The sequence below is a fragment of the Flavobacterium sp. genome (assembly GCF_017744675.1).
Classification (GTDB): Bacteria; Bacteroidota; Bacteroidia; order Flavobacteriales; family Flavobacteriaceae; genus Flavobacterium.
Genome location: NZ_JAGIAV010000006.1, coordinates 21410 through 47595 on the forward strand (window position 1 = coordinate 21410; position 26186 = coordinate 47595).

13 protein-coding genes, 1 tRNA gene and 1 pseudogene are annotated in these 26186 nt (G+C 36.4%); 12 read left to right on the forward strand and 3 right to left on the reverse strand.

Going from position 1 to position 26186, the window contains the following annotated elements; genetic code table 11:
* The first annotated feature begins 50 nt into the window (after positions 1–50).
* The 12 genes from J7574_RS18985 (at position 51) to J7574_RS19040 (ending at position 24267) form a co-directional block, all read left to right on the forward strand.
* Entirely contained in the window at positions 51–1589 is a 1539-nt protein-coding gene (locus tag J7574_RS18985; RefSeq protein ID WP_290972343.1) for an arylsulfatase, read from the forward strand.
* Between the two features lie 237 nt (positions 1590–1826).
* Entirely contained in the window at positions 1827–5024 is a 3198-nt protein-coding gene (locus J7574_RS18990) for a TonB-dependent receptor (RefSeq protein WP_290972346.1), read from the forward strand.
* Between the two features lie 21 nt (positions 5025–5045).
* Positions 5046–6755 carry a RagB/SusD family nutrient uptake outer membrane protein gene (locus J7574_RS18995; RefSeq protein WP_290972349.1) on the forward strand — a complete coding sequence of 570 codons (1710 nt, stop codon included), beginning with the start codon at positions 5046–5048 and terminating at the stop codon, positions 6753–6755.
* Between the two features lie 75 nt (positions 6756–6830).
* Complete coding sequence (locus tag J7574_RS19000) at positions 6831–8042, forward strand: glycoside hydrolase family 88 protein (protein WP_290972352.1); 1212 nt, start codon at positions 6831–6833, stop codon at positions 8040–8042.
* Positions 8043–8169: 127 nt separating this feature from the next.
* Positions 8170–9732: a DUF4955 domain-containing protein gene (locus J7574_RS19005; RefSeq protein ID WP_290972355.1), complete on the forward strand. Its 1563-nt coding sequence runs from the start codon at positions 8170–8172 to the stop codon at positions 9730–9732.
* A gap of 177 nt (positions 9733–9909) precedes the next feature.
* The gene (locus J7574_RS19010) at positions 9910–11379 is read left to right on the forward strand and encodes a sulfatase (RefSeq protein ID WP_290972358.1); all 1470 of its coding nucleotides are present in this window, start codon (positions 9910–9912) and stop codon (positions 11377–11379) included.
* Between the two features lie 30 nt (positions 11380–11409).
* Positions 11410–12192 (forward strand): gluconate 5-dehydrogenase, encoded by a 783-nt coding sequence (locus J7574_RS19015; RefSeq protein WP_290972359.1) that lies wholly within the window; start codon positions 11410–11412, stop codon positions 12190–12192.
* Positions 12193–12269: 77 nt separating this feature from the next.
* Complete coding sequence (locus J7574_RS19020; protein ID WP_290972361.1) at positions 12270–13400, forward strand: DUF4861 family protein; 1131 nt, start codon at positions 12270–12272, stop codon at positions 13398–13400.
* 41 nt (positions 13401–13441) lie between these two features.
* Positions 13442–14389, forward strand: coding sequence for a family 43 glycosylhydrolase (locus J7574_RS19025; protein WP_290972363.1), 948 nt, complete (start codon positions 13442–13444; stop codon positions 14387–14389).
* 31 nt (positions 14390–14420) lie between these two features.
* Complete coding sequence (locus J7574_RS19030) at positions 14421–16514, forward strand: polysaccharide lyase 8 family protein (RefSeq protein ID WP_290972366.1); 2094 nt, start codon at positions 14421–14423, stop codon at positions 16512–16514.
* Positions 16515–16574: 60 nt separating this feature from the next.
* Positions 16575–18938: a beta-galactosidase gene (locus J7574_RS19035; RefSeq protein WP_290972370.1), complete on the forward strand. Its 2364-nt coding sequence runs from the start codon at positions 16575–16577 to the stop codon at positions 18936–18938.
* Between the two features lie 193 nt (positions 18939–19131).
* Positions 19132–24267: an Ig-like domain-containing protein gene (locus J7574_RS19040; RefSeq protein WP_290972373.1), complete on the forward strand. Its 5136-nt coding sequence runs from the start codon at positions 19132–19134 to the stop codon at positions 24265–24267.
* A gap of 185 nt (positions 24268–24452) precedes the next feature.
* Here the strand turns inward: J7574_RS19040 and J7574_RS19045 are convergent.
* From J7574_RS19045 to J7574_RS19055, 3 genes and pseudogenes are all read right to left on the reverse strand, one after another.
* Positions 24453–24533: transfer RNA gene (locus tag J7574_RS19045), tRNA-Tyr, on the reverse strand.
* A gap of 456 nt (positions 24534–24989) precedes the next feature.
* Positions 24990–25376: pseudogene (locus J7574_RS19050) on the reverse strand (TlpA family protein disulfide reductase); the annotation flags it as partial.
* Between the two features lie 18 nt (positions 25377–25394).
* Positions 25395–26156 (reverse strand): DUF4369 domain-containing protein, encoded by a 762-nt coding sequence (locus J7574_RS19055; protein WP_290972376.1) that lies wholly within the window; start codon positions 26154–26156, stop codon positions 25395–25397.
* Between the last annotated feature and the right edge of the window lie 30 nt (positions 26157–26186).

Below are 26186 nucleotides of genomic sequence, written 5' to 3' on the forward strand. Positions count from 1 at the left end.
GAAAGTAAATTTGATTCATCAAATAATTTCAGAATATAATGCTAAAAAAGATGAAGAAGATAAATTTCACTTGTTGTATATTTCTTATGTTGTTTTTGGGATCATGCTCGCCAAAAAAGAAAGAACAGACCTCGAAATTGCCAAATGTGATATTCATTTATGTAGATGATTTGGGTTATGGCGATTTAAGCTGTTATGGAGCAACTGCTGTAAAAACTCCAAATGTAGATGCTCTTGCTACTGGCGGCATTCAGTTTACAGATGCACATTGCACGGCTTCAACATGTACACCATCGAGATTCTCATTGCTTACAGGAAGCTATGCTTTTAGAAATAAAGCAGCCATTTTGCAAGGAGATGCTCCTCTTATTATTGATCCTGATAAAGAAACTATTGCTGATATGTTTAAAAATGCGGGATACTCAACCGCCGTAATCGGGAAGTGGCATCTCGGTTTAGGAAATGGAAAACCTGATTGGAATAAAGAAATCAAACCAGGACCACTAGAAATAGGTTTTGATTACAGTTTTTTAATTCCTGCAACGCCAGATCGTGTACCGACAGTATTTGTAGAAAATCATACTGTAGTTAATAGAGATGCTAATGATCCTATAAAAGTGAATTATGATAAAAGGATAGGCACTGATCCTATTGGTGGAGAAGACGAAGAGATTTTGAAAATGCTTGCCGATGCGCAGCATAGCGGTACTGTTATTAATGGAATAAGTAGAATAGGCTATATGAGTGGGGGACATAATGCCTATTGGAAAGACGAAGAATTTCCAAATGTATTAACCAATAAGGCAACCAATTTTATTGCAAGCCACACCCAAAAACCGTTTTTCTTATACTTTGCGCTGCCTGATATTCATGTACCGCGCGCTCCTAACCAAAGATTTGTCGGAAGCACAAACATGGGGCCTAGAGGCGATGCTATTGTTCAGATGGATTGGGTAACGGGGCAGATTATGAAAAAACTCAATGAACTTAAGATTGCTGATAATACTATTATAGTTTTCAGCAGCGATAACGGTCCTGTTTTAGATGATGGGTATGCCGATCAAGCATTGACCAATATTGGAAATCATAAACCGTCAGGAAAGTTCAAAGGTGGAAAATACAGCGCCTATGAAGCGGGAACTCGGGTGCCGACTATTGTTTATTGGCCTAATAAAATCAGACCAGCAAAAAACGATGCCTTGATTAGTCAGGTTGATTTCTTTGCTTCTTTTGCCAAATTGATAGGAGCAAAAATTAATCATAAAGAAACGGCCGTTGATAGTTTTGATATGCTTGATGCTTTATTAGGGAAAAGCAATAAAGGACGTCAATATTTAATAGAGGAAGCTTTTACGATGAGCATCAGAAAAGGGAATTGGAAATATATTGCTCCAAAGATGCAACAACCGCCTTTATGGCTCCTTAATAAAAATGTAGATTCAGGCTTGCAACAACAGCCACAACTTTATGATTTGGATAAAGATCCGGAGGAAGAACACAATCTAGCCACCCAAATGCCTGAAAAAACAAAAACTCTAGCTATTGAATTGGCTGCAATTATGAAAGCTCCCAATCGGAATATGAAATAAATGGACCAAAAATCATTTGATGAGTGTCGGATTAAAAATAAAAACGTCGAAAAAGTGTGATGTGGGCTGAGACCCTGTAAAAAGGAAGATTTTAACCCTCAAAAGGAAAATTATCACCCTTTTAAAGAACCAAATCGAGGTAAATTTGAAAAATGATTTTGAAAAGAAAACGTTTTCGCAATCGATACAAACATGACAAAACTAAACTAACTTTAACCAAAACTAAATTTAAGAATTATGAAAAAATTGAATTTAAAATACCAGCCTTCTCAAAAGGTTTTAAGACATTTATTTGTTGGTATTTGTTTGATCATTATTCCGTTTTTCGCACAGGCACAGGATAAAAGAACTATTTCGGGAGTTGTTGTAGACGACAAGAAAGATCCTCTTCCTGGTGTAACAATTACAGTAAAAGGAACTAAAGAGGCCACATTAACAGATTATACAGGACAATATAGCATAAAAGTAGAATCAAAAGACCAATTGATTTTTACTTATATAGGTTTTGAGACTTCTACCGTAGCTGTTGGGGATAAAAAGAATATAAATGTTACATTAAAGTCATCGACAAGCAATTTGGATGAAATTGTGGTAATTGGATACGGTACTGTTAAAAGAAAAGATTTGACAGGCGCTGTTGGCAGCGTAAACATGTCAGATTTAAATAAAACGCCAGTTCGCTCTTTTGATGATGCATTGGCAGGTCGTGTTGCTGGTGTTCAAGTAACTTCAGCAGACGGAATGCCAGGTGCCGGCACCAATATCGTTATTAGAGGTAACAACTCAGTAACACAGGCTAATAGCCCTTTATATGTTATTGATGGGTTTTTGGTTGAAGGTGGAAATAACAACATAATCAACCCTGAGGATATTGCTTCGATAGACGTTTTAAAAGACGCTTCGGCAACTGCGATCTATGGTGCAAGAGGAGCTAATGGAGTTATTGTAATTCAAACTAAAAGAGGTAAACAAGGAAAACCGGTTTTCTCTTTTTCAAGTTCAATCGGTGTGCAGCAAATTGCAAATAAGATGGACATGATGAGTACGTACGAGTTTGTGAAGTACCAATTAGAACTCAATCCGCTTGCGACTTCAAATCCAAAATCACCAACTGAAATCTATCTTACAGATCCAAATAGAACTTTAGAAAGTTACAGAAACGAAGGAAGTACAGATTGGCAAGATTTGTCAACTCGTGTGGCTTTGTTCACAAAGAATGATCTTTCGGTAACAGGGGGAACAAAAAAATTAAAATATGCTGTTAGCGGTTCAGCTACTGATCAAGACGGTATTTTATTGAATTCAAATTATACAAGATACCAAGGGCGTATTAATGCCGATTATCAATTTACAGATAAACTTAAAATCGGAATTAATTCAAATTACAGTTACTTGAAACAAACCGGTATCGATCCAAGTGCAGCAATTTATAATGGTTCAGCCAACGTAATGGTTTCAGTTTGGGGAATGCGCCCATATTCTCCTAATGTGGCAAATCCTGAGGATGAATTTATAGACCCAAACCTTAATTCTGGATTTGATTTAAGGGTAAATCCTGTGATCAACCTTAAGAACACTTATAATGTGACTACTACCAATAACTTCTCAATTAATGGTTATTTGGAGTATCTATTTACCAAAGAATTGAAATTAAGATCAACAGTAGGATATGTTGACAATAAATCTGAGAAAGATGAATTCTATAACTCCTATACTACTCTAGGACGTCCAGGAAGTGCTTCTGGTGTTAATGGAAAAATGATGAATAATAATTATACTAACTTCTTGAATGAAAACACTTTAACTTGGGATAAGAAAATACAAAAGCATCACTTTGTTGTTCTAGGAGGATTTACAATCCAAAAGCAAGAAAGTGAGTCTTATGGAAAAGCCGCTAACAAAATTCCAGTTGCTAATGAGGATTTGAGATTCGATTCGCTTGATTCGGGTACAGCTTTAAGAATTGATCCGGGTAATTCAGTTTGGACAATGGCTTCGTTTTTAGGTAGAGTAAACTACGATTATGCATCTAAGTATTTTGTAACAGCATCCTACCGAGCAGATGGTTCTTCTAAGTTTCCTTCAGAAAATCATTGGGGATATTTCCCTTCTGGTGCGCTTTCTTGGAAATTCAGCGAAGAGAAGTTCTTAAAAAACAAAGTTTTATCTGAAGGTAAATTGCGTACAAGCTACGGACAGACTGGTAATAACCGAGTAGGCGATTTCGATTATCTTACTACTTATTATGATCCAAACAACCCATTTTATGGCACGTACGTATTTGACAATAATTATGTGACAGGTGCAACGCCTCAAAAATTGGGGAATTCTCAGTTAAAATGGGAAACGACTGAACAATTTGACGCAGGTATTGATTTAGGATTCTTAAAACAAAGAATCGTTTTCTCTGCAGATGTTTATAAAAAAACGACTAAAGATTTGTTATTGAGAACAAACCTTCCATTGTCTTCTGGTTTTACAACAGCGTTTAAAAATATCGGTAGTGTAGAAAACAAAGGTTTGGAATTGTCATTGACTACTCAAAACATCATTACGAAAGATTTTACTTGGACAACTAGTGCGAATATCTCCTTTAACAGAAATAAATTATTAGCCTTAGCAGAAGGACAAAACAACTTAGAATCTATTATTAATTGGGATACAGAATATAAAGGAGTAAGTGCCTATAATGCCGTAGTAGGACAGCCTTTAGGACAAATGTATGGATTTGAATATGCAGGAACTTACAAATATTCTGATTTCACAGGAAGCGGAACAGCGGCTGATCCTTACAAATTAAAAACAGGTATTGCTAATAATGGAAATGTAAATGTACAGCCTGGAGACGTTAAATATGTAGATCAAAATGGAGATGGGACAATCACTGCTAAGGATTATACTAAAATCGGAAATGGAAATCCTTTAAATATTGGTGGATTTACAAATAATTTCACGTACAAAAACTTCGATTTGAACATTTTCTTTCAATGGTCATATGGTAACGATATTATGAATGCGAACCGAATTTTATTTGATGGAAATCAAATGGGAGCGGGAGCAGGTCGTGAAGGTTTAAATCAATTTGCTAGCTATCAAGATCGTTGGACTCCAGAAAATCCAAACTCTGATATTGTAAGAACAAAAGGTTATGTAGGAACGCCTGTGGGATATTCGTCGAGAATAGTGGAAGACGGTTCTTATTTGAGATTGAAAAACGTGGCGCTTGGATATAATTTTGACAAAAAACTTATAGAAAAAATGCATCTTAAATCGATGAGATTTGCATTATCAGCATCAAATTTATATACATGGACTAAGTACAGCGGTTCTGACCCAGAGGTTAATACCTATAACTCAGCTTTGACACCTGGTTTTGATTATTCTTCTTATCCGAGAGCACGTACGGTATTTTTTACTACAAACATTTCCTTCTAACAACATTAATTTACTTTCAAAATGAAAAAGATATATATATTATTAGGTTTGGTGGCGTTAAGCACGGCTTCGTGTGAAAATTACTTAGATACAGAACCTATACAGAAAATAGCCATAGAGCAGTATTATACAGATGAAACAGGAATCACAAATGCTTTGGCTGGAGTTTATGATCCATTAGGCTCTGAAAAATTATATGGAAGCCAGTTGTGGTGGCAATTGGATTCTTCTACAGATGAAGGATATTATGCGCGTGCTGCTACATTAACTGGCACGATGGTATACAGTTTTGATGCTTCCGCGGTAAACGTTACAGATTTTTGGGCAAATCTTTATGATGGAATTAATAGAGCAAATGATTTGATCGCACATGTTAATTTGCCAAAAATGGACGAAGACAAGAGACAGCAAATCTTGGGCGAAGCTTTATTCTTAAGAGGATATTATTACTTTATGCTCGTAAGCCATTTTGGAGATGTTCCTTTACGATTGACACCAACAACAAGTCCTAATAGCGTTCAAATGGCTAGAACGACTTCAAAAGAAGTTTACGCTCAAATATTAAAAGACATGACAGAGGCTGAAGCTAAAGTCAGCGCAACTAAAGCTTTATATTCAAGCCGTGTTTACAAAACCGTGGTTCAGGGAGTTCTTGCAAGAGTATGCTTGCAAATGGCAGGTTATCCTCTGAATGATGCGTCAAAGTATGCTGATGCATTGGCTTGGTCTAAAAAAGTAATCGATTCTGGGCAACATAGTTTAAATGTAAGTTTTGAGACTAATCCGCCTGCCGGAAAACCTGCCAATTATTATAATGTAGTTAATCCATCAAATGGAAACACTTCTAATAATGCTTACCGTCAAATATTTATTACTGAAGCTTCAGATAAATATGACACTAATGAATTGATGTGGGAAGCTGATTTTAAAGCACGCGGTGGGGGATATAATGAAGGCGGACGTGTAGGAAATAATATTGGTATTATTTTTCAGCCTGCTGCTACCAACCCGTTATTTGGAACTTACTGCTGGGGCTTCATAAAAGGAACAGGAAAACTGTTCAGAACTTACGATGCTACAGGAGCAGATTTACGCCGTGACTGGAATTTGACAACTTATACAGTGGCCAACGCAACTGGAGTTAAGACTAACTTAGCCAAGACAATACAATACGGCAGGGATTGCGGAAAATGGAGAAGAGAATATGAAATTAACCTTTCAGGAGATCAAAATTACACTGCAATTAATTTCCCTATCTTAAGATATTCAGATGTATTATTAATGTACGCTGAAGCCGAAAATCAGGTGAACGGTCCAACAGCTGCGGCACAAGAGGCAGTGAATAAAGTTAGACGCAGAGGTTATGGACGTACAGATGTTTCATCTCCATACGCAATATCAGATGCTGCTACAGCAACAGCAGCGGGTTCTAAAGCAGCTTTTCAGCAATTTATTGAAGATGAACGTATGCGCGAATTATGTTTTGAAGGTCTGCGCAAAATGGACTTGATTCGTTGGAATAAATTTGCCGCTACTATGAAAGCAGTAAGCGATGATATGGCCGCAGCGCCAACTACAGGTCCATTGACTTTAGGGAATCAGCAATACGGTGCTTTAGGAGGCAGGAATGCTTCTGCTGGTGGAAATAAGTTTTTACTGTTCCCGATCCCTTCTTTGGAAATGTCATCGAATACGCTAATCCCTAAAGAGAGCCAGAATCCAGGCTGGTAATTTTAAACGCTAATTTAAAAAGTTGGTAAAAATACTAACGGCATTTTTACCAACTTTTATAACCTATTTAAATTCATGAAAATAAAGTATTATTTAATACTATTGTCATTTTGCAGCTCATCTATTTTTGCTCAAAAAGACAATAGCAAGGATCATTCTGCAATGAAAAAAATGATCGAGGAGAATTTTGTTTTTGCCGAGAAGCAATATCAGTTTTTGGAGAAAGCCACACCATCAGACTCAATGCCTAGAACATTTGAGAGCGGTCACAATGTTAGTTCTGATGCATACTGGTGGTGCAGTGGTTTTTATCCCGGTACGCTTTTGTATATCTACGAATATACCAAAAAGCCGTTGTTGCTCAAAGAGGCTGAAAAAAGGCTTACGATATTGGATACGGTAAAGTATTATACAAAAAACCATGATTTAGGTTTTATGATGTATTGCAGTTTCGGAAACGCTTATCGATTGACAAAAAATGAAGAATACAAAAAAGTGATTCTTCAATCTTCAAAATCATTGGCGACAAGATATCATGCAGGAGCAAAAGTGATCCAATCTTGGGAAGTTACAGAAGGTGCACTTAAGCAGAAAGGTTTTGTCGGTCCAGTAATTATTGATAATCTGATGAATCTGGAAATGCTGGAATGGACAAGCCATAATAGCACCGATAAAAGTTTCGCAGAAATCGCAGAAAACCACGCTAATACAACAATTAAAAATCATTTTAGGCCTGATTATAGCAGTTATCACGTATTAGATTATGACTTGAATACAGGCGAAGTTCGCAAGAAAGTTACGGCGCAAGGATATGCAGATTCTAGTGCATGGAGCAGAGGACAAGGATGGGCTTTGTATGGCTATACGATGATGTACCGTTTTACAAAAAATCCTGAGTATTTGAAACAGGCAAAAGGTGTAGCAAAATTCATTTTGAACAATCCAAATCTGCCTGCAGACAAAGTTCCGTATTGGGATTTTGATGCACCAAATATCCCGAATGCATTACGAGATGTATCGGCGGCGGCAGTTTATGCTTCGGCGTTGCTCGAATTGGGACAATATACTGATGGCGCAGAAAAACAAAATTATGTGGATACAGCAAAAACGATTCTAAAATCATTATCAGGTCCAAAATACCGTGCAAAATTAGGTGCAAACGGAGGTTATCTCTTAATGCACAGTGTAGGATCGATTCCGCATAAAAGCGAAATTGATGTTCCATTAACTTATGCTGATTATTATTTCTTGGAAGCGTTATTGCGTTATAAAAAATGGTACCTATAATTGGATAAATAATTATCTTCAACAGATAAAGAGTGTTTTACAGATTTATAAAATATATTTAATTGTTTTATGTGGGGGCATATTCTAATTAAAGAGTTTTTCGGTTACCATTTTTAAATTAATTAAGATGAACAATAAGAATAAGAAAGTTGGAAAAGGAAAAATCATCCTTTTGAGTTTGTTTGCTGCGACAACTGCTTTTGCACAAAAAGAAGCCAAAATTTTTGAAGACTATAAGAAAGACAGAGCGCTTTTGCCTGATTTCTCTTATGTTGGCTATCATCAAGGCGAAAAAGAAATCCCAAATATAACCAACTATAAAATTTTTGATGTGACAGCTTTTGGCGCAAAGCCAGATGATGCTGTTTCTGATAAAATTGCAATTCAAAAAGCAATCGATGCCGCAAACAAAAACGGTTCTGGAATTGTTTTTTTTCCAAAAGGAAGATTTTTGGTTAATGAAGATGGCGATGCTCCAAATTCAATCATTTCCAAAAAAGGCAATATTGTTTTTAGAGGAAGCGGTTCTGGCGTGGGTGGCACCGAATTGTTTATGAAAAATGCGCTTCCGCCAGCAGATCCGTCAAAAATGTGGACAGTGCCGCCTTTGTTTATTTTTGGAAGCGGTGGAGCTGATAAAAAAATCGGACAAGTAACGGCTTCAGCCAAAGTTGGCGATTTTTCGATAAAACTAAATACAACCGAAGGGCTAAATCCTGGAGATTGGATCATGTTATATCTCTTAGATAATAATAAAGATTTGATCGCATCCGAATTAAAGAATAACAAAGTGGAACCTCAGTGGACCTACCTTGTTGAGAAAGGAATAGAAGTAAAAGTCTTTTATCAGATCAAAAGCATAAAAAATGAAACACTGACTTTATTCGCACCAATTTCGTATACCATTGATTCGAAATACAAATGGGAAGTCTCAAAATTTGCTAATAGCCAGGAAGTAGGAATAGAAGATGTTGCATTTGTGGGCAATTGGACAGAAAAATTTGTTCATCACCGTTCATGGAAAGATGACAGCGGTTATACTATGGTCAACATGAGAAGAAATACAAACTCATGGATTAAAAACTGCCGTTTTACCGATTGCAGTGTTGCGGCAACAATTGCACAAAGTGCCAATGTTTCTGTTTTAAACTGCAAGATCGACGGAAATGCAGGCCATCAGGCGATAAACTCAAATGGTTCTACAAATGTTTTGATTGCAAATTGCGTTGATTTCGCATCTCAATGGCATTCTTTCGGAGCCTCTCACTGCTCTATGAATACTGTTATCTGGAAGTGCACTTATCCGGCAACTACTTGTTTTGAATCGCATTCTAGCCAGCCAAGAAATACTTTGCTAGATGAGGTAGAAGGCGGTTTAATGAATGGACGCGGGGGCGGTGCCACAGAAAATATGCCGAACCACATGCAGGGATTGGTGCTTTGGAATTACAAGCAAACCAATGAAGCTGTAAAAGATTTTGAATTCTGGCCAAGTACACAAGTATTTGAGTGGTGGAAAATTCCTAATCCAATTATTGTTGGTTTTCAAAGTAAAGGAACAACGTTCAAGATGGAACAATTAGGACTTTCTGAATCACTTGATAAAGCTGTAGAACCTTCTTCTTTATATCTGGCTCAATTAAAATTAAGGCTGAAAAAGCTGCCAAAATGGATCAAAGAAATTCAATAAAACAAAATTGAATACAATAATTAATAAGTGCTTACTAAAATATTAAAATAAATTATACCAGTGGTTTCGGATAATTTTTAATTGTTTTTTGAAAAGGCCGCTGTGGTGGGCGGCCTTACTTTTAAAGAATATCAATCAGAGATTTTAATAGAATTAATGAAAATATAAAAAATGATTATGAAAAAAATAAAATGCAATAAGTATGCAAATTTGTTCTTTTTGCTATTTGCATTATATACGATTTCGACTGTTGCACAATCTAAAAAATCGCCTAATTTGGTCATTATCTTAGCCGATCAATGGAGAGAACAGACCTTAGGATTCGAAGGAAAAGAACCTGTGCAGACTCCGCATTTGGACAAATTTGCCAAAGAAAGTTTGGTAGTGAGCCAAATGGTAAGCAACTTTCCGGTTTGCTCGCCAGCAAGGGCTATGCTGATGACAGGACAATATCCATTAAAAAATCATGTGTACAGCAATGTCAATTCGAGTTCAGCTCCTTTTGGTGTCGAACTCCAAAAAGATGCCGTATGCTGGTCGGATGTTTTAAAGCAAAACGGCTATTCAAATGGATATATTGGAAAATGGCATTTGGATTCGCCATACAAACCTTATATTCCAACATCAAACAATGTAGGAGAAGTGGCTTGGAATGAATGGACTTCGCCAGACAGACGCCATGGTTTTGATTATTGGTACGGTTACGGAACTTATGACGAGCATGATAAGCCAATGTATTGGGATACCAATGACAAAAGAGATGATTTTAAATATGTGAACGAATGGGGGCCAACTCATGAAGCAGATAAAGCATTGGCATTCCTAAAAAATGAAGGAGGAAAAATTCGCAAAAGCGGCGCTCCTTTCTCATTGGTTGTTTCTATGAATCCGCCGCATTCGAATTATCAAACGGTTCCTAAAAAATATTATGATCTCTACAAAGATGTTCCTATGAAAGATTTGGTTAAAGATCCAAATATTCCGGCAGAAGGAACAGAAATGGGAGACCAATACCGAAAAGATGTCCGTTACTATTATGCCAATGTAACAGGAGTTGACGAGCAGATTGGGCGAATTATTCAAGGAATAAAAGACTTGAAACTTGATGAAAACACGATTGTAGTCATTACTGCCGATCACGGAAATTGCCTCGGGAAACATTCGGAAATATCCAAAAACAATATTTACGAAGAATCAATTCGAATTCCATATATCGTTTATTGGAAAGGACGAATCATGCCAAGAATCGATAATGAATTTTTAGGAAGCATTCCAGATATCTATCCGACTCTTTTGGATTTGATGGGACTGAAAAATAAGATTCCGAAAGATGTTGACGGAAAAAGCTATGCCCAATATTATCTTAACGGAAAAGGAGCAAAACCTTCTGAACAATATCTTTTAGGAGCTATAGGCAGTAGCAATGTCAAAATAAATACGGGCTTTAGAGGTATTCGTACCAATGATTATAAATTAGCCTATGTCAAGAAAAAAGGAAAAGGCGAGTATGAGTTGTACGATCTGAAAAAAGATCCTTTTGAGTTGAACAACATTTATAATGCTGATTTGCCGATTGTGAAAAAACTGAAACCCGTTTTGGAGCAATGGCTTAAAAAAACAAACGATGGATTTGTTTTGGATAAATAAAAATTTTTAGAAAATAACAAAATATACACAATGAACTTATTTGATTTAAAAGGAAAAACGGCCCTAGTAACTGGAGGCATTCACGGATTAGGAATGGCGATGGCCGAAGGCTTGGCAAATGCAGGAGCAGAATTGATTATTACCAATAATACCGCAGAACCGCTAGAAACGGCGATACAACAATATAAAAGTAAGGGATATAAAGCAACAGGTTATGTTTTTGATGTAACCGATGAGGTTGAGGCTGAAAAACAAGTAGAAGCAATGATTTCCGCGCATGGAAAAATTGATATTCTCGTTAATAATGCCGGAATCATCATGCGTGTGATGGCAATTGATATGAAAGTAGAAGATTTTAGAAAAGTGATTGATGTAGATTTAGTTGGCGTATTCATTATGTCAAAATTGGTAGCAAGAGACATGATTGCTAGAAAGTCTGGAAAAATCATCAATATCTGCTCGATGATGAGCGAGCTTGGTCGTGACAATGTCAGCGCGTATGCTTCTGCAAAAGGCGGATTGAAAATGTTGACTAAAAATCTGGCAACAGAATGGGGCAGGCATAATGTTCAAGTAAACGGTATCGGGCCTGGATATTTTGCAACTTCACAAACGGAGCCAATCCGTGTAGACGGACATCCGTTTAACGAATTCATCATTGGCAGAACACCTGCTGGACGTTGGGGAGATCCGGAAGATCTTGCAGGAACAGCTGTTTTCTTGGCTTCAGATGCAAGCAACTTCGTCAATGGCCAGATTATTTATGTAGATGGCGGAATTTTGGCTACTATCGGAAAGCCATCCAACGAATAATTTTACTTTATTTTTTCTGCTGATAGATCTTTTTAGAAATATTGGCAGATTTTTTTAAGATTAAAACTAGTATTAAAATGAAAAACTTAAAATACGTTTGCTTTTTTCTTGCGATTTTGCCCTCAATGCTTTTTGCACAGTCAAAGGGAATTATTGAAATACAGAATACTTCTGATTTAGAAAGAAAGGAAGCGGTTGTATCGGTTGAATGGAAAGCAATTTTATCTCATTTTCCACAAATTGATACTGCAGATTTTGTCGTAATCAATTCGGCAACAAAAAAACAAATCCCATATCAATTAGAACATAGAGGAAAGTCAGAGATTCAAAATCTGCTTTTGCAACTAGATATGAAAGCCAAAAGCACTGTTCGTCTTTCTATACAGAAAGGTAAACCGCAAGCTATTGCAGTGAAGACTTTTGCCCGATATGTTCCAGAAAGAATGGATGACTTCGCTTGGGAGAATGACAAAATCGCGTTCAGGGCTTATGGAAAAGCGCTTGAAAAAACAAGAGATGATGCGTATGGTTTAGACGTTTGGGTAAAACGCACCGATAAAATGGTGATAAACGAGCGTTACAAAACAGGTGAATATCACACAGATCATGGAAACGGCTTAGATTATTACAAAGTCGGATTCACACTAGGAGCAGGAAGCATGGCGCCTTACATAAAAGATAGTATTTATTATTCTGGAAATTATCATCGTTGGAAATTGTTAGATAATGGTCCATTGCGTTCGACATTTCAATTAGAATATGATGCATGGGATGCGGCAGGAACCAAAATTTCGTGCATCAAAACCATTTCATTGGACGCCGGCTCGCAGCTTAACCGCATCGAAAATGTTTACACTTATACAGGAAGCAGGGCGATGCCGGTTGCGGTAGGCATAAGCAAAAGACCAGAAAACGGAGTGCTTTTATTAAATGAACAAAAAGGAATTTTAGGTTACTGGGAACCAAAACACGGAGAAGATGGAACGACTGGAGTCGGCAGTATTTTAATTACTCCTGTCAAAAACATGTTGGTTGGAAAAGACCAATCATTAGCTATTGCCGAAACAAAAAATAACGAAGCTATTGTTTATTATACTGGAGCTGTTTGGGATAAGGCAGGAAAAATTATAAATGCTACGCAATGGTTCGATTACTTGAATCATTTTTCTGAGGAATTGAAAAATCCGCTGCTTGTGACTGTAAAATAAGAGATCAGCTAAAGTTTATAACTTAAATATGAATTTTAAAAATGAAGATTTTCAAGATAGTTTCAGTAATTCAAATTTTGTTTGTGGGTTACATTGGATTGGCGCAAAATCCAATTATTAAAACTGCCTACAGTGCAGACCCTTCAGCAAGAGTATTTAAGAATACGCTTTATATTTATCCGAGTCATGACAGAGATAATGCAAAATGGTGGGATATGGAAGATTGGCATGTTTACAGCACCACAGATATGGAGAAATTTACAGATCATGGAGTCGCATTTTCGCTAAAAGAAATTCCTTGGGCAACAAAATATGCATGGGCTCCTGATTGTATAGAACGAAACGGAAAATATTATTTTTATTTTCCAACTGATCAGGATCATATTGGTGTAGCAGTCAGTGACAAGCCTTATGGGCCATTTAAAGATCCTTTGGGAAAGCCACTTTTGTCAAGAACTTCAAAAGGAGTAGTTGCCAATAGGGACTTTATCGATCCCAATGTTTTTATTGATGATGATGGACAGGCTTACCTTTTCGCCGGGCAATTAGCGGTAAATGCTGTAAAATTGAATAAGGATATGATCTCTTATAGCGGCGATGTAAAAATCATCGAAGGAACAGATCATTTTTTCGAAGCGGTTTGGGTACATAAATACAACGGCAAATATTATATGTCCTATTCAGGAAAAGATGGTGATGGCGGAGACAAGATCTTATATGCAATGGCGGATAATGTTTTAGGTCCTTATACTTACAAAGGAGAGATATTAGGTCCCGTAAATAGCGGCACGAACCATCATTCCATTGTAAAATATAAAGGAAAATGGTATTTGTTTTATCATACTGCAGATTTGGCATTGCAAAATATTCCAGAAACATCAGAAGACCGAAAGTATGTACAATGGAGAAGATCGGTATGTTTTCAAGAACTTCATTATAATAAGGATGGAACTATTCAAACCATAAAAACAGCAGTTGTAAAAGAATAAGTTTTTCATTGAAGACAAAAAGGTGCCAATTATGAGAAAAAAATTTTTCTGTTCTATATTGTTTATTATTTTATTGCAATTTCAAGTCGTTTCTGCACAACAAGACGAATTTGATATCGTCAGGAAAAATATTTCAAACCATTTAATACAGATAACTAAAGTCACATCTGATGATTTGCTAAAACTACAGCAATCACAAAAGTCAGACGGAAGTTGGAGCGACATTGATTACGGAAGTTCAGCAATAACTTTATGGCAGCCGATAACGCATTTGCAGCGAATTAAAAATTACTCTATTGCGATAAATAAAGAGCCGAACGATAAATTAAACGAGCAGATTATCGCAGGACTTCAGTATTGGCTAAAGACTGCTCCCAAAAGTAAAAATTGGTGGTACAATGATATTGCGACACCACTTGCTATTGGCGAAATTCTGGTGCTTTTGGATGAGGCAAACCTTGTTTATCCAAAAGAATGTAAAGATGCTTTATTGGAATCAATGAAACGCGGAGATCCTTATAAAGAAAAAGGAGCAAACAAACTTGATATTGCCATGCATTATTTGTACAGAGCCTGTGCATCCAAAGATGAAAAATTAATGGATTTGGCAGTAAACCAATTATTTGCTCCTATCGAGTTTTCAACTCTAGAAGGTCTGCAAAATGATTATTCTTATTTTCAGCACGGAAAACAATTGTACTTGGCAGGTTATGGCGTAGTATTCTTAATGGGCGAATATAAAGCAGCTTCGGCTGTTAAGAACACAAAATTTGCGCTCAGTAATGAAAAACTAAAATTGTTGCATACATATTTGACACAAACTTTCTTAAGAGCAATAAGAGGACGATATAGTGATTTCAATATCGAAGGGAGAAGCATATCCAGACCTGATATTTTGGACAAAAAGAACGCAATTCCAGATGGATACGCCGAAAATATGCTGCAAATATTAGCCATTGCCAAAAGCATAAATCCATTTGATGCTGTAGAAATTGAAAATGCAATAAAACGGATTAAGGAAGATAGGCCTGCATCATTCGGCATAGAATCTTTTCATAAACAATTTTATTGCGCTGATTATACTTTGCATCAGCGAAAGAACTATGCATTCAATGTCAGAACGGTTTCCTCAAGAACAAAACGAACTGAAACAGGTAATGGAGAAAATTTATTCGGACAATTTTTAGCCGATGGCGCCACAAATATCCAACGAACTGGAAATGAATATTTCAATATAATGCCTTTATGGGAATGGGATAAAATACCCGGCATCACAAGCAGGGATTATCCAAATAACCTTCCCGCAATAATTGAATGGGGCGAAAACGGAAGCACCGATTTTGTTGGTGGCATCAGCGATGAAAAGTACGGATGCACGGTTTACGACATGAATTACAATGATGTAAGAGCCAAGAAAACATGGTTCTTTTTCGATAAAGAAATTGTTTGTTTAGGAACAGGTATAAATAGTAATTCAGAAGAAAACATCACAACGACCTTGAATCAATGCTGGCTGAAAGGCGAGGTTAAAATTGGAAATCACCCTTCTTTAGTGGCAGAAACTGAAAAATTAGAAAATCCGTCATGGATATGGCATGATAGAATTGGATATTATTTTTTGCAACAAACAAAAGCAACAGTAAGCACGAATGCACAAAAAGGAAGCTGGAAATACATTAACAAAGGATATAGCGATGCCGATATTGAAGGAAAAGTGTTCAAACTCTTTATTGATCATGGAGCGAAACCCATAAATAAAAGTTATGCCTATTGCGTTTTGCCCGATATTTCGCTGAAAAAAATGAATAAAAGTGTAGATAATATCGATATTGTAGCCAACAATAATGAGGTTCAAGCTGTGGCAAATAACGGACTGAAAATGATGCAGATTTGTTTTTACAAACCTCAGGCTTTGATTTATAAACAATTGAAAATAACAGTCGATCAGCCCTCTTTGATGCTTATTAAAAATATTAATGAGAATCAGCCAGAAATTTGGATTTCAGATCCGTCTCAGAAATTATCAGAAATAACTATCTTAGTTGAAATGAACAACAAAACCATATCTAAGAAAATAAGACTGCCTGATAATGAAAATAAAGGACAGTCAGTAAAGATCAATTGATTTGATGTTGGATCATTATCATTTTTTACAAGCATTGATTTTTTTTGAAATACTATTAAAATGAAAAAAATACTATTTATATGTTTTGTTTTTTGCCATTTGATTGTTGTAGGTCAAGGCAATTCAGTAACATCAAGCGCTCAAACTTCTGCCAAAGGTGATTTTACTTTAGGAAACAGGGAATTTCTTTTAAACGGAAAACCTTTTTTGATCAGAGCTGCCGAACTTCATTATCCTCGTATTCCAAAACAATATTGGGATCAGCGTATAAAAAACTGCAGGGCGATGGGAATGAATACGATCTGTATTTATCTTTTTTGGAATTATCATGAAGAAGAACAGGACAAATTTGATTTCAGCGGAGAAAAAGATATTGTCCAATTCGTTAAACTTATACAAGAAAACGGCATGTACTGCATCATTCGTCCAGGACCTTATGTTTGCGCCGAATGGGATATGGGAGGATTGCCTTGGTGGTTGTTGAAAAAAGAAAACATCCAGTTAAGAACACTTTCAGATCCGTTTTTTATGGCTCGCGCTTCAAAATTTTTAGGTGAAGTTGGCAAGCGTCTCGCACCTCTACAAATACAAAATGGCGGTCCAATTATTATGGCGCAGGTAGAAAATGAATATGCGGCTTTTGGGAATAGCAGTGAGTACATGGAAGTAATGCGAAAAAATCTTCGAAGTGCAGGATTTGACAAAGTACAATTAATGCGTTGCGACTGGGGTTCCAATTTTGATGCCTACAAAACCGATCCTGAAGTTGCCATTACTTTAAACTTTGGCGCAGGTTCGAATATCGAAAAACAATTTGGAAGGTTTAAAGAACAGCATCCTACAGCGCCATTAATGTGCAGTGAATATTGGACAGGTTGGTATGACAGATACGGTCTGCAGCATGAAACAAGATCTGTTGATACTTTTATAGGCAGTCTAAAAGAAATGCTAGATCAGAAAATCTCGTTTAGTTTGTATATGGCGCATGGAGGAACAAATTTTGGGCAATGGGGAGGAGCAAATTCAGGGCCTTATACGGCAATGGTTACTTCCTATGATTATGACGCACCTATAAGCGAACAAGGAAATATTGGCGAAAAGTTTTATGCCGTTCGAGATTTGCTGAAAAATTATCTTAATCCTGGTGAGACTTTGGGAGAAATTCCAAATCAAATTTCGGTAATGGAAATTCCGAAAATACAATTCACACAAAGCGCCTCTTTATTTGAAAATCTGCCAAAAGGGAAAAAATCAGCCACTATTCAATCTATGGAAATGTTTGATCAAGGCTGGGGCAGAATTAATTACAGAACTAACTTGACTGCATCAGAAAAGCCTCGAAAATTAATCGTTACAGAAGTCCATGATTGGGCGCAGGTTTATGTAGATGGAAAATTAATTGGCGTATTTGACCGAGATAAATCCAGCAATGTAATGGAGATTCCGCCAACCAAAGACAAAGCCGTTTTGGATATTTTGGTAGAAGGAACAGGAAGAATCAATTACGGAAAAGATATTCTGGACAGAAAAGGAATTACCGAAAAAGTGGAATTGAAAGATGCCAAAGGAACAACTGAACTAAAGAATTGGACAGTTTATAATTTTCCGGTAGATTATGATTTTCAGTCAAATAAAAAGTACAATAATACGAAACCAATTGGTCCGGCTTGGTATAAAGCTAATTTTACTTTAAGCAAAACCGATGATACTTATCTCGATGTTAGTACTTGGGGTAAAGGAATGGTTTGGGTGAACGGACACAACATTGGACGTTTTTGGAAAATCGGTCCGCAACAAGCACTGTACATGCCAGGTGTTTGGCTTAAAAAAGGACAAAATGAAATTATTGTTTTGGATTTGGAAAAACCAGTTGAAGCGTCTATAACGGGAATAAATCACCCAATTTTGGATAAAATTAATTCAGATGTTTCGTTGCTGAGTAGAAAGCCTGGACAAGAACTGAAATTAGCAGGAGAAACACCAATTTTAACAGGAACTTTTGATGCAACGGAAGATTGGAAGGAAGTGAATTTTGAGCAAACAATTTCAGGACGATATTTTTGTTTTGAAGCTATAAGCGCACAAAACAAAACAGATGCAAATGCGACAATGGCAGAAATTGAATTAATTGGTAAGGATGGCAAAGCAATATCTCCAAAAAAATGGAAATTACTTTATGCGGATAGCGAAGAAATTACTACCTCAAACAATGTAGGAAGTTTTGTTTTTGATAAACAAGAATCAACAATGTGGCAAACTAGCCTTGTAGGCAAAAAGTCGAATTATCCGCATCAAATTGTGATTGATTTAGGACAGAATGAAGAAATTAAAAGCATTCGTTATCTGCCAAGAACTGATGGTGGAAAGAAAGGAATTATAAAAGATTATAAACTTTATTTCAAGCTAGAACCTTTCAAATTTTAGTTTTGAGATTTTTTAAGTGGAAAACATTACGATTAATAAACAGCCTTCGGGCTGTTTATTTGTTTTAGATAGAATTGGTTAAAGTTGAGTAGTTTAGGATGATTTTTATCTAAAAAAGGAAGATTGTGTTCCAGTTTGTTTATTGGTAGAATTAGTTTTGATATGAACTATTTAACTAACCAAAAACAGTTTTATGAAAAATTATTACTCAATTTTACGATTTAAATTATGTTGCTGTTTTTTGCATGACCAGCAGAGATACAAAAAGTTTTATCATTTGATTAGTTGTCTGTTATTGTTTTTTGCGGTCTCGCATCAAGCAAATGCACAGGATATTCTTTATCAGGACGATTTTGAAGGCGCGGCCACAGGATGGATTAACAGTTATAGTGTTTTGGATGCAAGTACTTCGGTATCGCCAACACATTCGCTGAAATACACTCGAGCAAGCACAAGTTTTTCGCTTTTCGCAGGACCCGATATTACAGCTGGTTTTACGATTGGGCAAAGTTATAACGCATCGATAATGGTAAAAACAGCTCTTACAGGAGGATCTGCAACTGAAGGAGCAAAATTGGTTTTAGTGGCTTATAACGGAACTACATTTATAAGTTCGACTACGACAACAGCTACAAGAGCAACAGACTGGATACATCTAACAACGAGTAATTATGTTGTTCCTGCTAATACAACAAAACTGAGAGTGTATGTACAATTGGATTCAAATGCAATTGGAACGGCTTGGTTTGATGATGCTAAAGTATATAAAACACCTGTTGCACCTCCTTCAGACACTGTTTATCAAAGTGATTTTGAAGATGCAGCAACTGGATGGATAAACAGTTACAGTGTTCTCGATGTAAGCACTTCAGTGTCGCCAACGCATTCATTAAAATATACAAGAGCTAGTACACAATTTTCATTATGGGCTGGACCTGATATCACTAGTGGTTTTACAATTGGCCAAAGCTATAATGCTTCGATAATGGCAAAAACGTTGCTTAACGGAGGTTCGGCAACAGAAGGGGCGAAATTGGTTTTGGTGGCTTACAATGGAACCACATCAATAGGATCTTCTTCTATTACAGCTTCAAGAGCAACCGATTGGACCTTATTGACAACCAACAATTTTACAATTCCTGTCAATACTACTAAATTAAGAGTATATGTGGCTTTAGATGCTAATGCTGTGGGCACTGCTTGGTTTGATGATGTTAAAGTCTTTAAAACACCGCCGCCAGGCCAACAAAAATATAGTTTTGACACAGCTGTTCCTGCCAATTTTTCTTCATCTGAAGGAACACTTGCAATTAGTTCAGAGCATTATAAGGATGGAGGAAAAGCGCTTAAATGGAACGCAAATGGAAATTCAGTTTTAACGGCGAGTAACTTAGGGATTACATCAGCTCAAACAGGATCTTTTAGTGCAAGCAATGCCCAATTTTATGTCTACAGCCAAAAAGTAAGCAATGATACGCTTGTTTTTCGATTTTATGATACTGGAGGTGTATTGAAACGTGAAGGCCATATGCTGTTGAATTATAAGGGTTGGAGAGATTATCACCGCAGTTATCGTTACGATTACAATTACGAAAATGAATTGCCTGCTTTCGCTCTCGGAAAAATGGAAATTATTTACAAACCTGAAAACCCAAATACTGCAAATACAATTTATCTTGATACCTTTACTATGTATGGAGATAGCCAGACTAGAACTCCAGGTCCTCACATGAAATTGGATATGATTCATTTTCCGAAGGGAGATCCTGCTAAAATGGATTTTTTTGAAGGTGTAGGGGCAACAGCATACAATTGTTATAATCAAACCGTTCCTATTGCTCCTCCATCATCAGGGCAGGAGCAGGCAGATGTTTCTGTCATAAAATCGAGATACCCACGTCCTGTCTATATTCCAGTTGCCGCTGATGTACAAGCTGCTAAAGATTATGTTGCCGCTTGCAATATTACCCGTAATGCAGATGGCTCTATTACTGGCAAAGGATTGACCACTGAGATTGAAGACCCAAATTCATTGGTTACTATATCAACCCATGTTGGTAATTTAGCCCGAGCGGCGGTTAGAAATAGTGATACTGATGCCAGAGCTAAGTTGCAGCTTTTTGTGGAATATTTATTGGATCAGGGACTTGCTGAAGGAGGTAGAAACTCTATACAGTCAAATAATTACACTCCTTGTCAAAACTTTCCAGTTGGCTTTTTACAAAGTCTGTCAGATTATTATGGAGCTGGCACTGCTGCACTTGCTCCAGAACTTAGAGCTGAAGTAATCAAAATGCTAAAATGGTCTAACGAATATAATGTTATCTATCATCCAGGGACACCATTTCTTCCAGTAAATACCGATATGATTCATTTAAAATCGACGTTTTGGCTAGAAATGGCTACATTGGATTCTGATGTAGACAATCAAGTACGCGACTTAAAAGCCGCATCGCGTTATTTGAGTCTATTTACCAATACTACGCAAGGAGAAAGTGACGGTTTGAAACCTGACGGAAATGGTGCGCACCATGGGATTGCACATATGCGATATATGTATGCATTAGGCACTTGGACTGAAAGAGCTTATTCTTTAAGAAATACAGCTTATAAGATCAGTCCGCAAGCGTATGATAATATGTCGAATGCCTTTAAAACATTAGCTCTGCAAACTTCTAAAGGAGTCGTTTATCCAATGTCAATCTCAGGAAGAATTCCAGAGGAAAATTTTCCTATTACTACAGGAAATTTTCAGCATTTGGTCGAAGTAGGAGGAGATTTAAAAGGGACTGGGTATGAATCTAATCTAGCGACTTTTTATAATTATGTTTACCAAAATAATTTTTATCCTGTGCAGACAGCCCAAATGGACGGATATTATCATTTTAACTATGCCAATTTAGGCGTTAAGCGAAAAAATAATTGGATTGCCATGGCGAAAGGTTTGACTGATAATTTGTGGGGATCTGAGATTTATGCTGCTCAAAACAGATACGGAAGATATCAAAGTTATGGCGCTTTGGAAGTGTTGTATAATGGTAATCGTGCTGAAAGCGGAGTGCCAACTACTTTAGGAGGAGATGGCTGGGATTGGAATGTAACTCCAGGCGCCACAACAATTCATTTACCTTATAATGAGCTGCAAGCTAAAGTTGATATAGCTACTGAGTACCAGAAAAAGAGTTTTGCCGGCGCTTTATCTTTAGGGCAAAACGGGATTTTTGCAATGGATTTTCTTGAAGATTCAGCAAATGGGGCAAGATACAGTGCTAACAATTTAAAATTCCATAAATCGGTATTTACATTCGACAATATCTTTGTATGCTTGGGAAGCGGCATTAGTTCTACAAATAGCGTAAGCAATACTGCTACCAATTTATTTCAGGCAATATCTACCACAGACAATCCTTCAATTTATGTTAATTCTGATGCAGCAATTGCAGATGCGACTTACAATAATGTTCTATCTACTGAGAGTAATAGTGCTTGGATCGTAAGCGGTCAAACAACAGGTTATTTTGTACCGCAAGGAGCAGGTGATATTACAGTTGGAAGAGGATCACAAACCACTCCTGTATATTCAACAAAAACGGGTTCGCCAACCGCTACCGCTAATTTTAGTAAAGCATATATTAGCCATGGAAAATCACCAAGCGATGCGAAATATCAATTTGTAATGGTTCCTGGCACCACACCGCAAGATATGGCTGCATTGAGCACTAGGATTAATAATGGAGAACTCTATCAGGTATTGAAACAGACAGACAGTCTTCATGCCGTTAAATATTTGCCAGAAGACCTGACTTCTTATGCTTTCTTTACAGGCGCAAAAAATATTAATATTGGCAAGGTAAACAGCATATCAGGTGAAGCTTTAGTTGGAATAAAGGAAATAAATGGCACATTGGAAATTACAGCTAATAATCCTAATTTAAATACAGTTTCAGATCCGATTACATCTTGGCGTTCTTCTGTTTATTATTTAACGATTAAACTGAACGGAAAATGGAAAGCAGCTGTAAATCCAAATGCTGTTCAGGTTACTTTAGAAGGAGAAAACACGATTTTGAGCTATTCATTGATTGATGGCTTCTCCAAAGCATTGACTCTGATTCCTTATAATGAAGCGCCGACAGTATCGATTACTTCTCCTATTATTGACTCAAGTTTTAATCAAGGTGAGAATATTGCAATCACAGCCAACGCCGCAGATACAGACGGAACAATTTCCAAAGTTGAATTTTTTCAAGGAGAAACAAAATTAGGCGAAGTTACAACGGCTCCTTATAATTTCGTTTGGACAAATGTCGCAGCAGATTCTTATGCTTTAACAGCAAAAGCAACTGATGACAAAGGCGCTGTAACAACTTCAGAGGTTGTGAATATTTCTGTAAATGCTTTGCCAACAATTGAAATTACTTCCCCTGTAAATAATTCAAGTTTTAATGCTCCAGCAAATATTACGATAACTGCTGATGCAATTGATTCTGATGGAAGTATTTCTAAAGTTGAATTCTTTGAAGGGGATAATAAATTGGGAGAAGTCTTTTCCGCTCCTTATATTTTTGACTGGGATAATGTGCCTGTAGGCTCTTATACTTTGACGGCAAAAGCGACAGATAATAATGGAGCAATAGCAACTTCTTCCATTATAAATATAAATATAGAATGTCCTTTTGTTGAGGTGTTAATTCCGGATGTTTATGCGATGAATTCTGCTGTTGACGATAAAAATACGATTTACATAGGTTATGGGCCAACTTCTCTCACTCTAACCGCAATTTTACAAGGCAACCAAGATTGTAGCTATACTTGGAATACGGCAGAACATACTCAATCTATTTCAGTGTCTGAAGCAGGGACTTATACGGTTATTGCAACCTACACAGGAGGCTGTCAATCTACCGCCTCAATTGAAATAAACGCTATGGATGTAAGATGTGGAAATAAAAATGATAAAGTGCAGATTTGCCATAATAACAATGTCATTTGTGTAGCGCCAAGCGCAGTTCAGGCTCATTTGAATCATGGAGACAAACTAGGTTCTTGTACAAACTCTGCAAAAAAAGCATTTAATGAAGAAGAGGTAGAATCCTTAAATATGGTGTTGTATCCAAATCCAGTGCGGGATCGCTTCATTGTAAATGTGCCTAAATTGGAAGCAAATGCAACGATAACAATATACGATACTGTTGGAAACAAAATTAGAGGCCTTAGTCTTTCAAGTAATAACCAAGTCATAAACGTTGTTGATCTTCCAACTGGAACTTATTTTGCAGTTATTCAAAATGGAATTGATATTTTGCAAAGCAAAATCGTTAAGGAATAAATTTATATAAGTTTAAACTCTTGTGTGTTCATTTGCCACAATTTTGCCACAAAAGTTCTGAGCGTTTCTAAAAGACTTGAAAAAATGGAGCAAAAACAAAAGACCTGCGAATCTAAGATTCGCAGGTCTTTTTATCCCTAAATTTAGAGCAAAAAAAAAGTCCTAATCAAAGATTAGGACTTTCGTGGGGAGAGCAGGATTCGAACCTGCGAAGTTTTCACAGCAGATTTACAGTCTGCCCTCGTTGGCCGCTTGAGTATCTCCCCGAATCTCTAGCGTTGTGCTTAGTTGTTCTTAGCGGTGGCAAAGATAGGAAGGTTTTCTACATTTCCAAACAAAAAAATGACTTAATTTAAAGTTATTTTAAAGTTATTTTTTAATTCGTTGGAATTGAATAAAATAAAAATCGACTGATTTGAACTTTTTTTTAAAAGAAAGAATATTATTACAGGTAATTAGTCGTTTTTCTTCTCAATTTGATGTTTAAAAAAGTTGTTAGATACTACTTTTATTGGTGTGTTTATCAATTTTGACGAAAATAAATATTTAAAATTGACATTTGCAGATGGTTTTCAGATTGTGATTTGTAAACGTTCTAATGTAATAATTTGTTTACATCGAGTTCTATTTTTTGTTAATGAAGATCCGCTTACGTTTTTGATAGAGTATAAAACAAAAAAATCTCCACGAGGGAGATTTTTTGAATATTAAATAAGGGAGAATTATTTCGCTAGCAATTCTTTGATTTTTGCTTTCAATTCTTCACCTCTTAAATCTTGTGCTACTACTTTTCCTGATGCATCAAGGATAAAAGTTGCAGGAATAGATTCAACATTATATTGTCTTGCAATTGGTTCATCCCAAAATTTCAAGTTAGAAACTTGAGTCCAAGTTAAACCATCTTTTGCGATAGCTTCTTTCCATTTTGCAGCATCCTTATCTAGAGAAACTCCAATGATGTTTAAACCTTTTGAATGAAACTCTTTATACAGAGCCACTACATGAGGGTTTTCTTGTCTGCATGGTCCGCACCATGAAGCCCAGAAATCTACAATAGTTACTTTGCCTAAACTTTCTTTAAGCGAAACTACTTTTCCTTCAGGATTAGGAGCCGAAAAATCTGCTCTTCATTTAGCGCTGCCTACCGCTGGAGCTGTTGCACCAACAGATGGCATTTTTGCTTGACCAAATCTTGTTTTGATTTCTTTTCCAGGAGCAGTATTTTTTAAAGACTCATCCAAACCATTGTAAAGTCCTTCTAATTTTTTCATATCAGCCGTTGGATCGTTCAGCATGCTTTGGATAATTAAAGCTGTAATGAAAGATTTTGGGTGATTTTCAGCATAAGCTAAATATTTCTTTTTGCTTCCTTCTTGAACTTCTTTTTGAATTTCCATGTATTGTTTCATCAAGCCATTGATAGTTGCTGTATCTTGAGCTTGTTGAGCTTGTTTCATTTTATCGTTGTTCTTTTTCTGGAAATCAATTAAACTTTTTTGAGTTTTGTTCATATCTTCCATGAAAGTTACATACTCATCATTGTTGTAAGTTCCAGAAATTTTAGATTTGTGGATACTATCTTTATCAATAGCGATTTTAATTTCTCCAGTTTCTAAGATAAATGGGATAGGTCCGTTAGCACCTTGTAATATTAATGTATGGAAAGCTGGTTCAGTAACTTTTCCTTTGATTTCAAATTTTCCGTTTTCAACTTTTACTGTATCAAGAGAAACTGGCATTCTTGTAGCAGGATCCTGACCTTGTAAGATGATAGTTTTTCCGTTTTCAATTCCTGTAGCAGTACCAGTAATAAGGTATTCTCCATCTTTAACTTTGCTGCAAGAAATGATAGCTGCAGAAGCTGTAAGTACAAAAAGTATTTTTTTCATTATAAAAAATTAATTAGTTAATTGATTTGT

What these genes read in the sequence shown, in the direction of transcription:
- J7574_RS18985 (WP_290972343.1), top strand. Translation starts at nt 51, where the DNA reads ATGAAGAAGATAAATTTCACTTGTTGTATATTTCTTATGTTGTTTTTG.
- J7574_RS18990 (WP_290972346.1), top strand. Translation starts at nt 1,827, where the DNA reads ATGAAAAAATTGAATTTAAAATACCAGCCTTCTCAAAAGGTTTTAAGA.
- J7574_RS18995 (WP_290972349.1), top strand. Translation starts at nt 5,046, where the DNA reads ATGAAAAAGATATATATATTATTAGGTTTGGTGGCGTTAAGCACGGCT.
- J7574_RS19000 (WP_290972352.1), top strand. Translation starts at nt 6,831, where the DNA reads ATGAAAATAAAGTATTATTTAATACTATTGTCATTTTGCAGCTCATCT.
- J7574_RS19005 (WP_290972355.1), top strand. Translation starts at nt 8,170, where the DNA reads ATGAACAATAAGAATAAGAAAGTTGGAAAAGGAAAAATCATCCTTTTG.
- J7574_RS19010 (WP_290972358.1), top strand. Translation starts at nt 9,910, where the DNA reads ATGAAAAAAATAAAATGCAATAAGTATGCAAATTTGTTCTTTTTGCTA.
- J7574_RS19015 (WP_290972359.1), top strand. Translation starts at nt 11,410, where the DNA reads ATGAACTTATTTGATTTAAAAGGAAAAACGGCCCTAGTAACTGGAGGC.
- J7574_RS19020 (WP_290972361.1), top strand. Translation starts at nt 12,270, where the DNA reads ATGAAAAACTTAAAATACGTTTGCTTTTTTCTTGCGATTTTGCCCTCA.
- J7574_RS19025 (WP_290972363.1), top strand. Translation starts at nt 13,442, where the DNA reads ATGAAGATTTTCAAGATAGTTTCAGTAATTCAAATTTTGTTTGTGGGT.
- J7574_RS19030 (WP_290972366.1), top strand. Translation starts at nt 14,421, where the DNA reads ATGAGAAAAAAATTTTTCTGTTCTATATTGTTTATTATTTTATTGCAA.
- J7574_RS19035 (WP_290972370.1), top strand. Translation starts at nt 16,575, where the DNA reads ATGAAAAAAATACTATTTATATGTTTTGTTTTTTGCCATTTGATTGTT.
- J7574_RS19040 (WP_290972373.1), top strand. Translation starts at nt 19,132, where the DNA reads ATGAAAAATTATTACTCAATTTTACGATTTAAATTATGTTGCTGTTTT.
- J7574_RS19055 (WP_290972376.1), bottom strand. Translation starts at nt 26,156, where the DNA reads ATGAAAAAAATACTTTTTGTACTTACAGCTTCTGCAGCTATCATTTCT.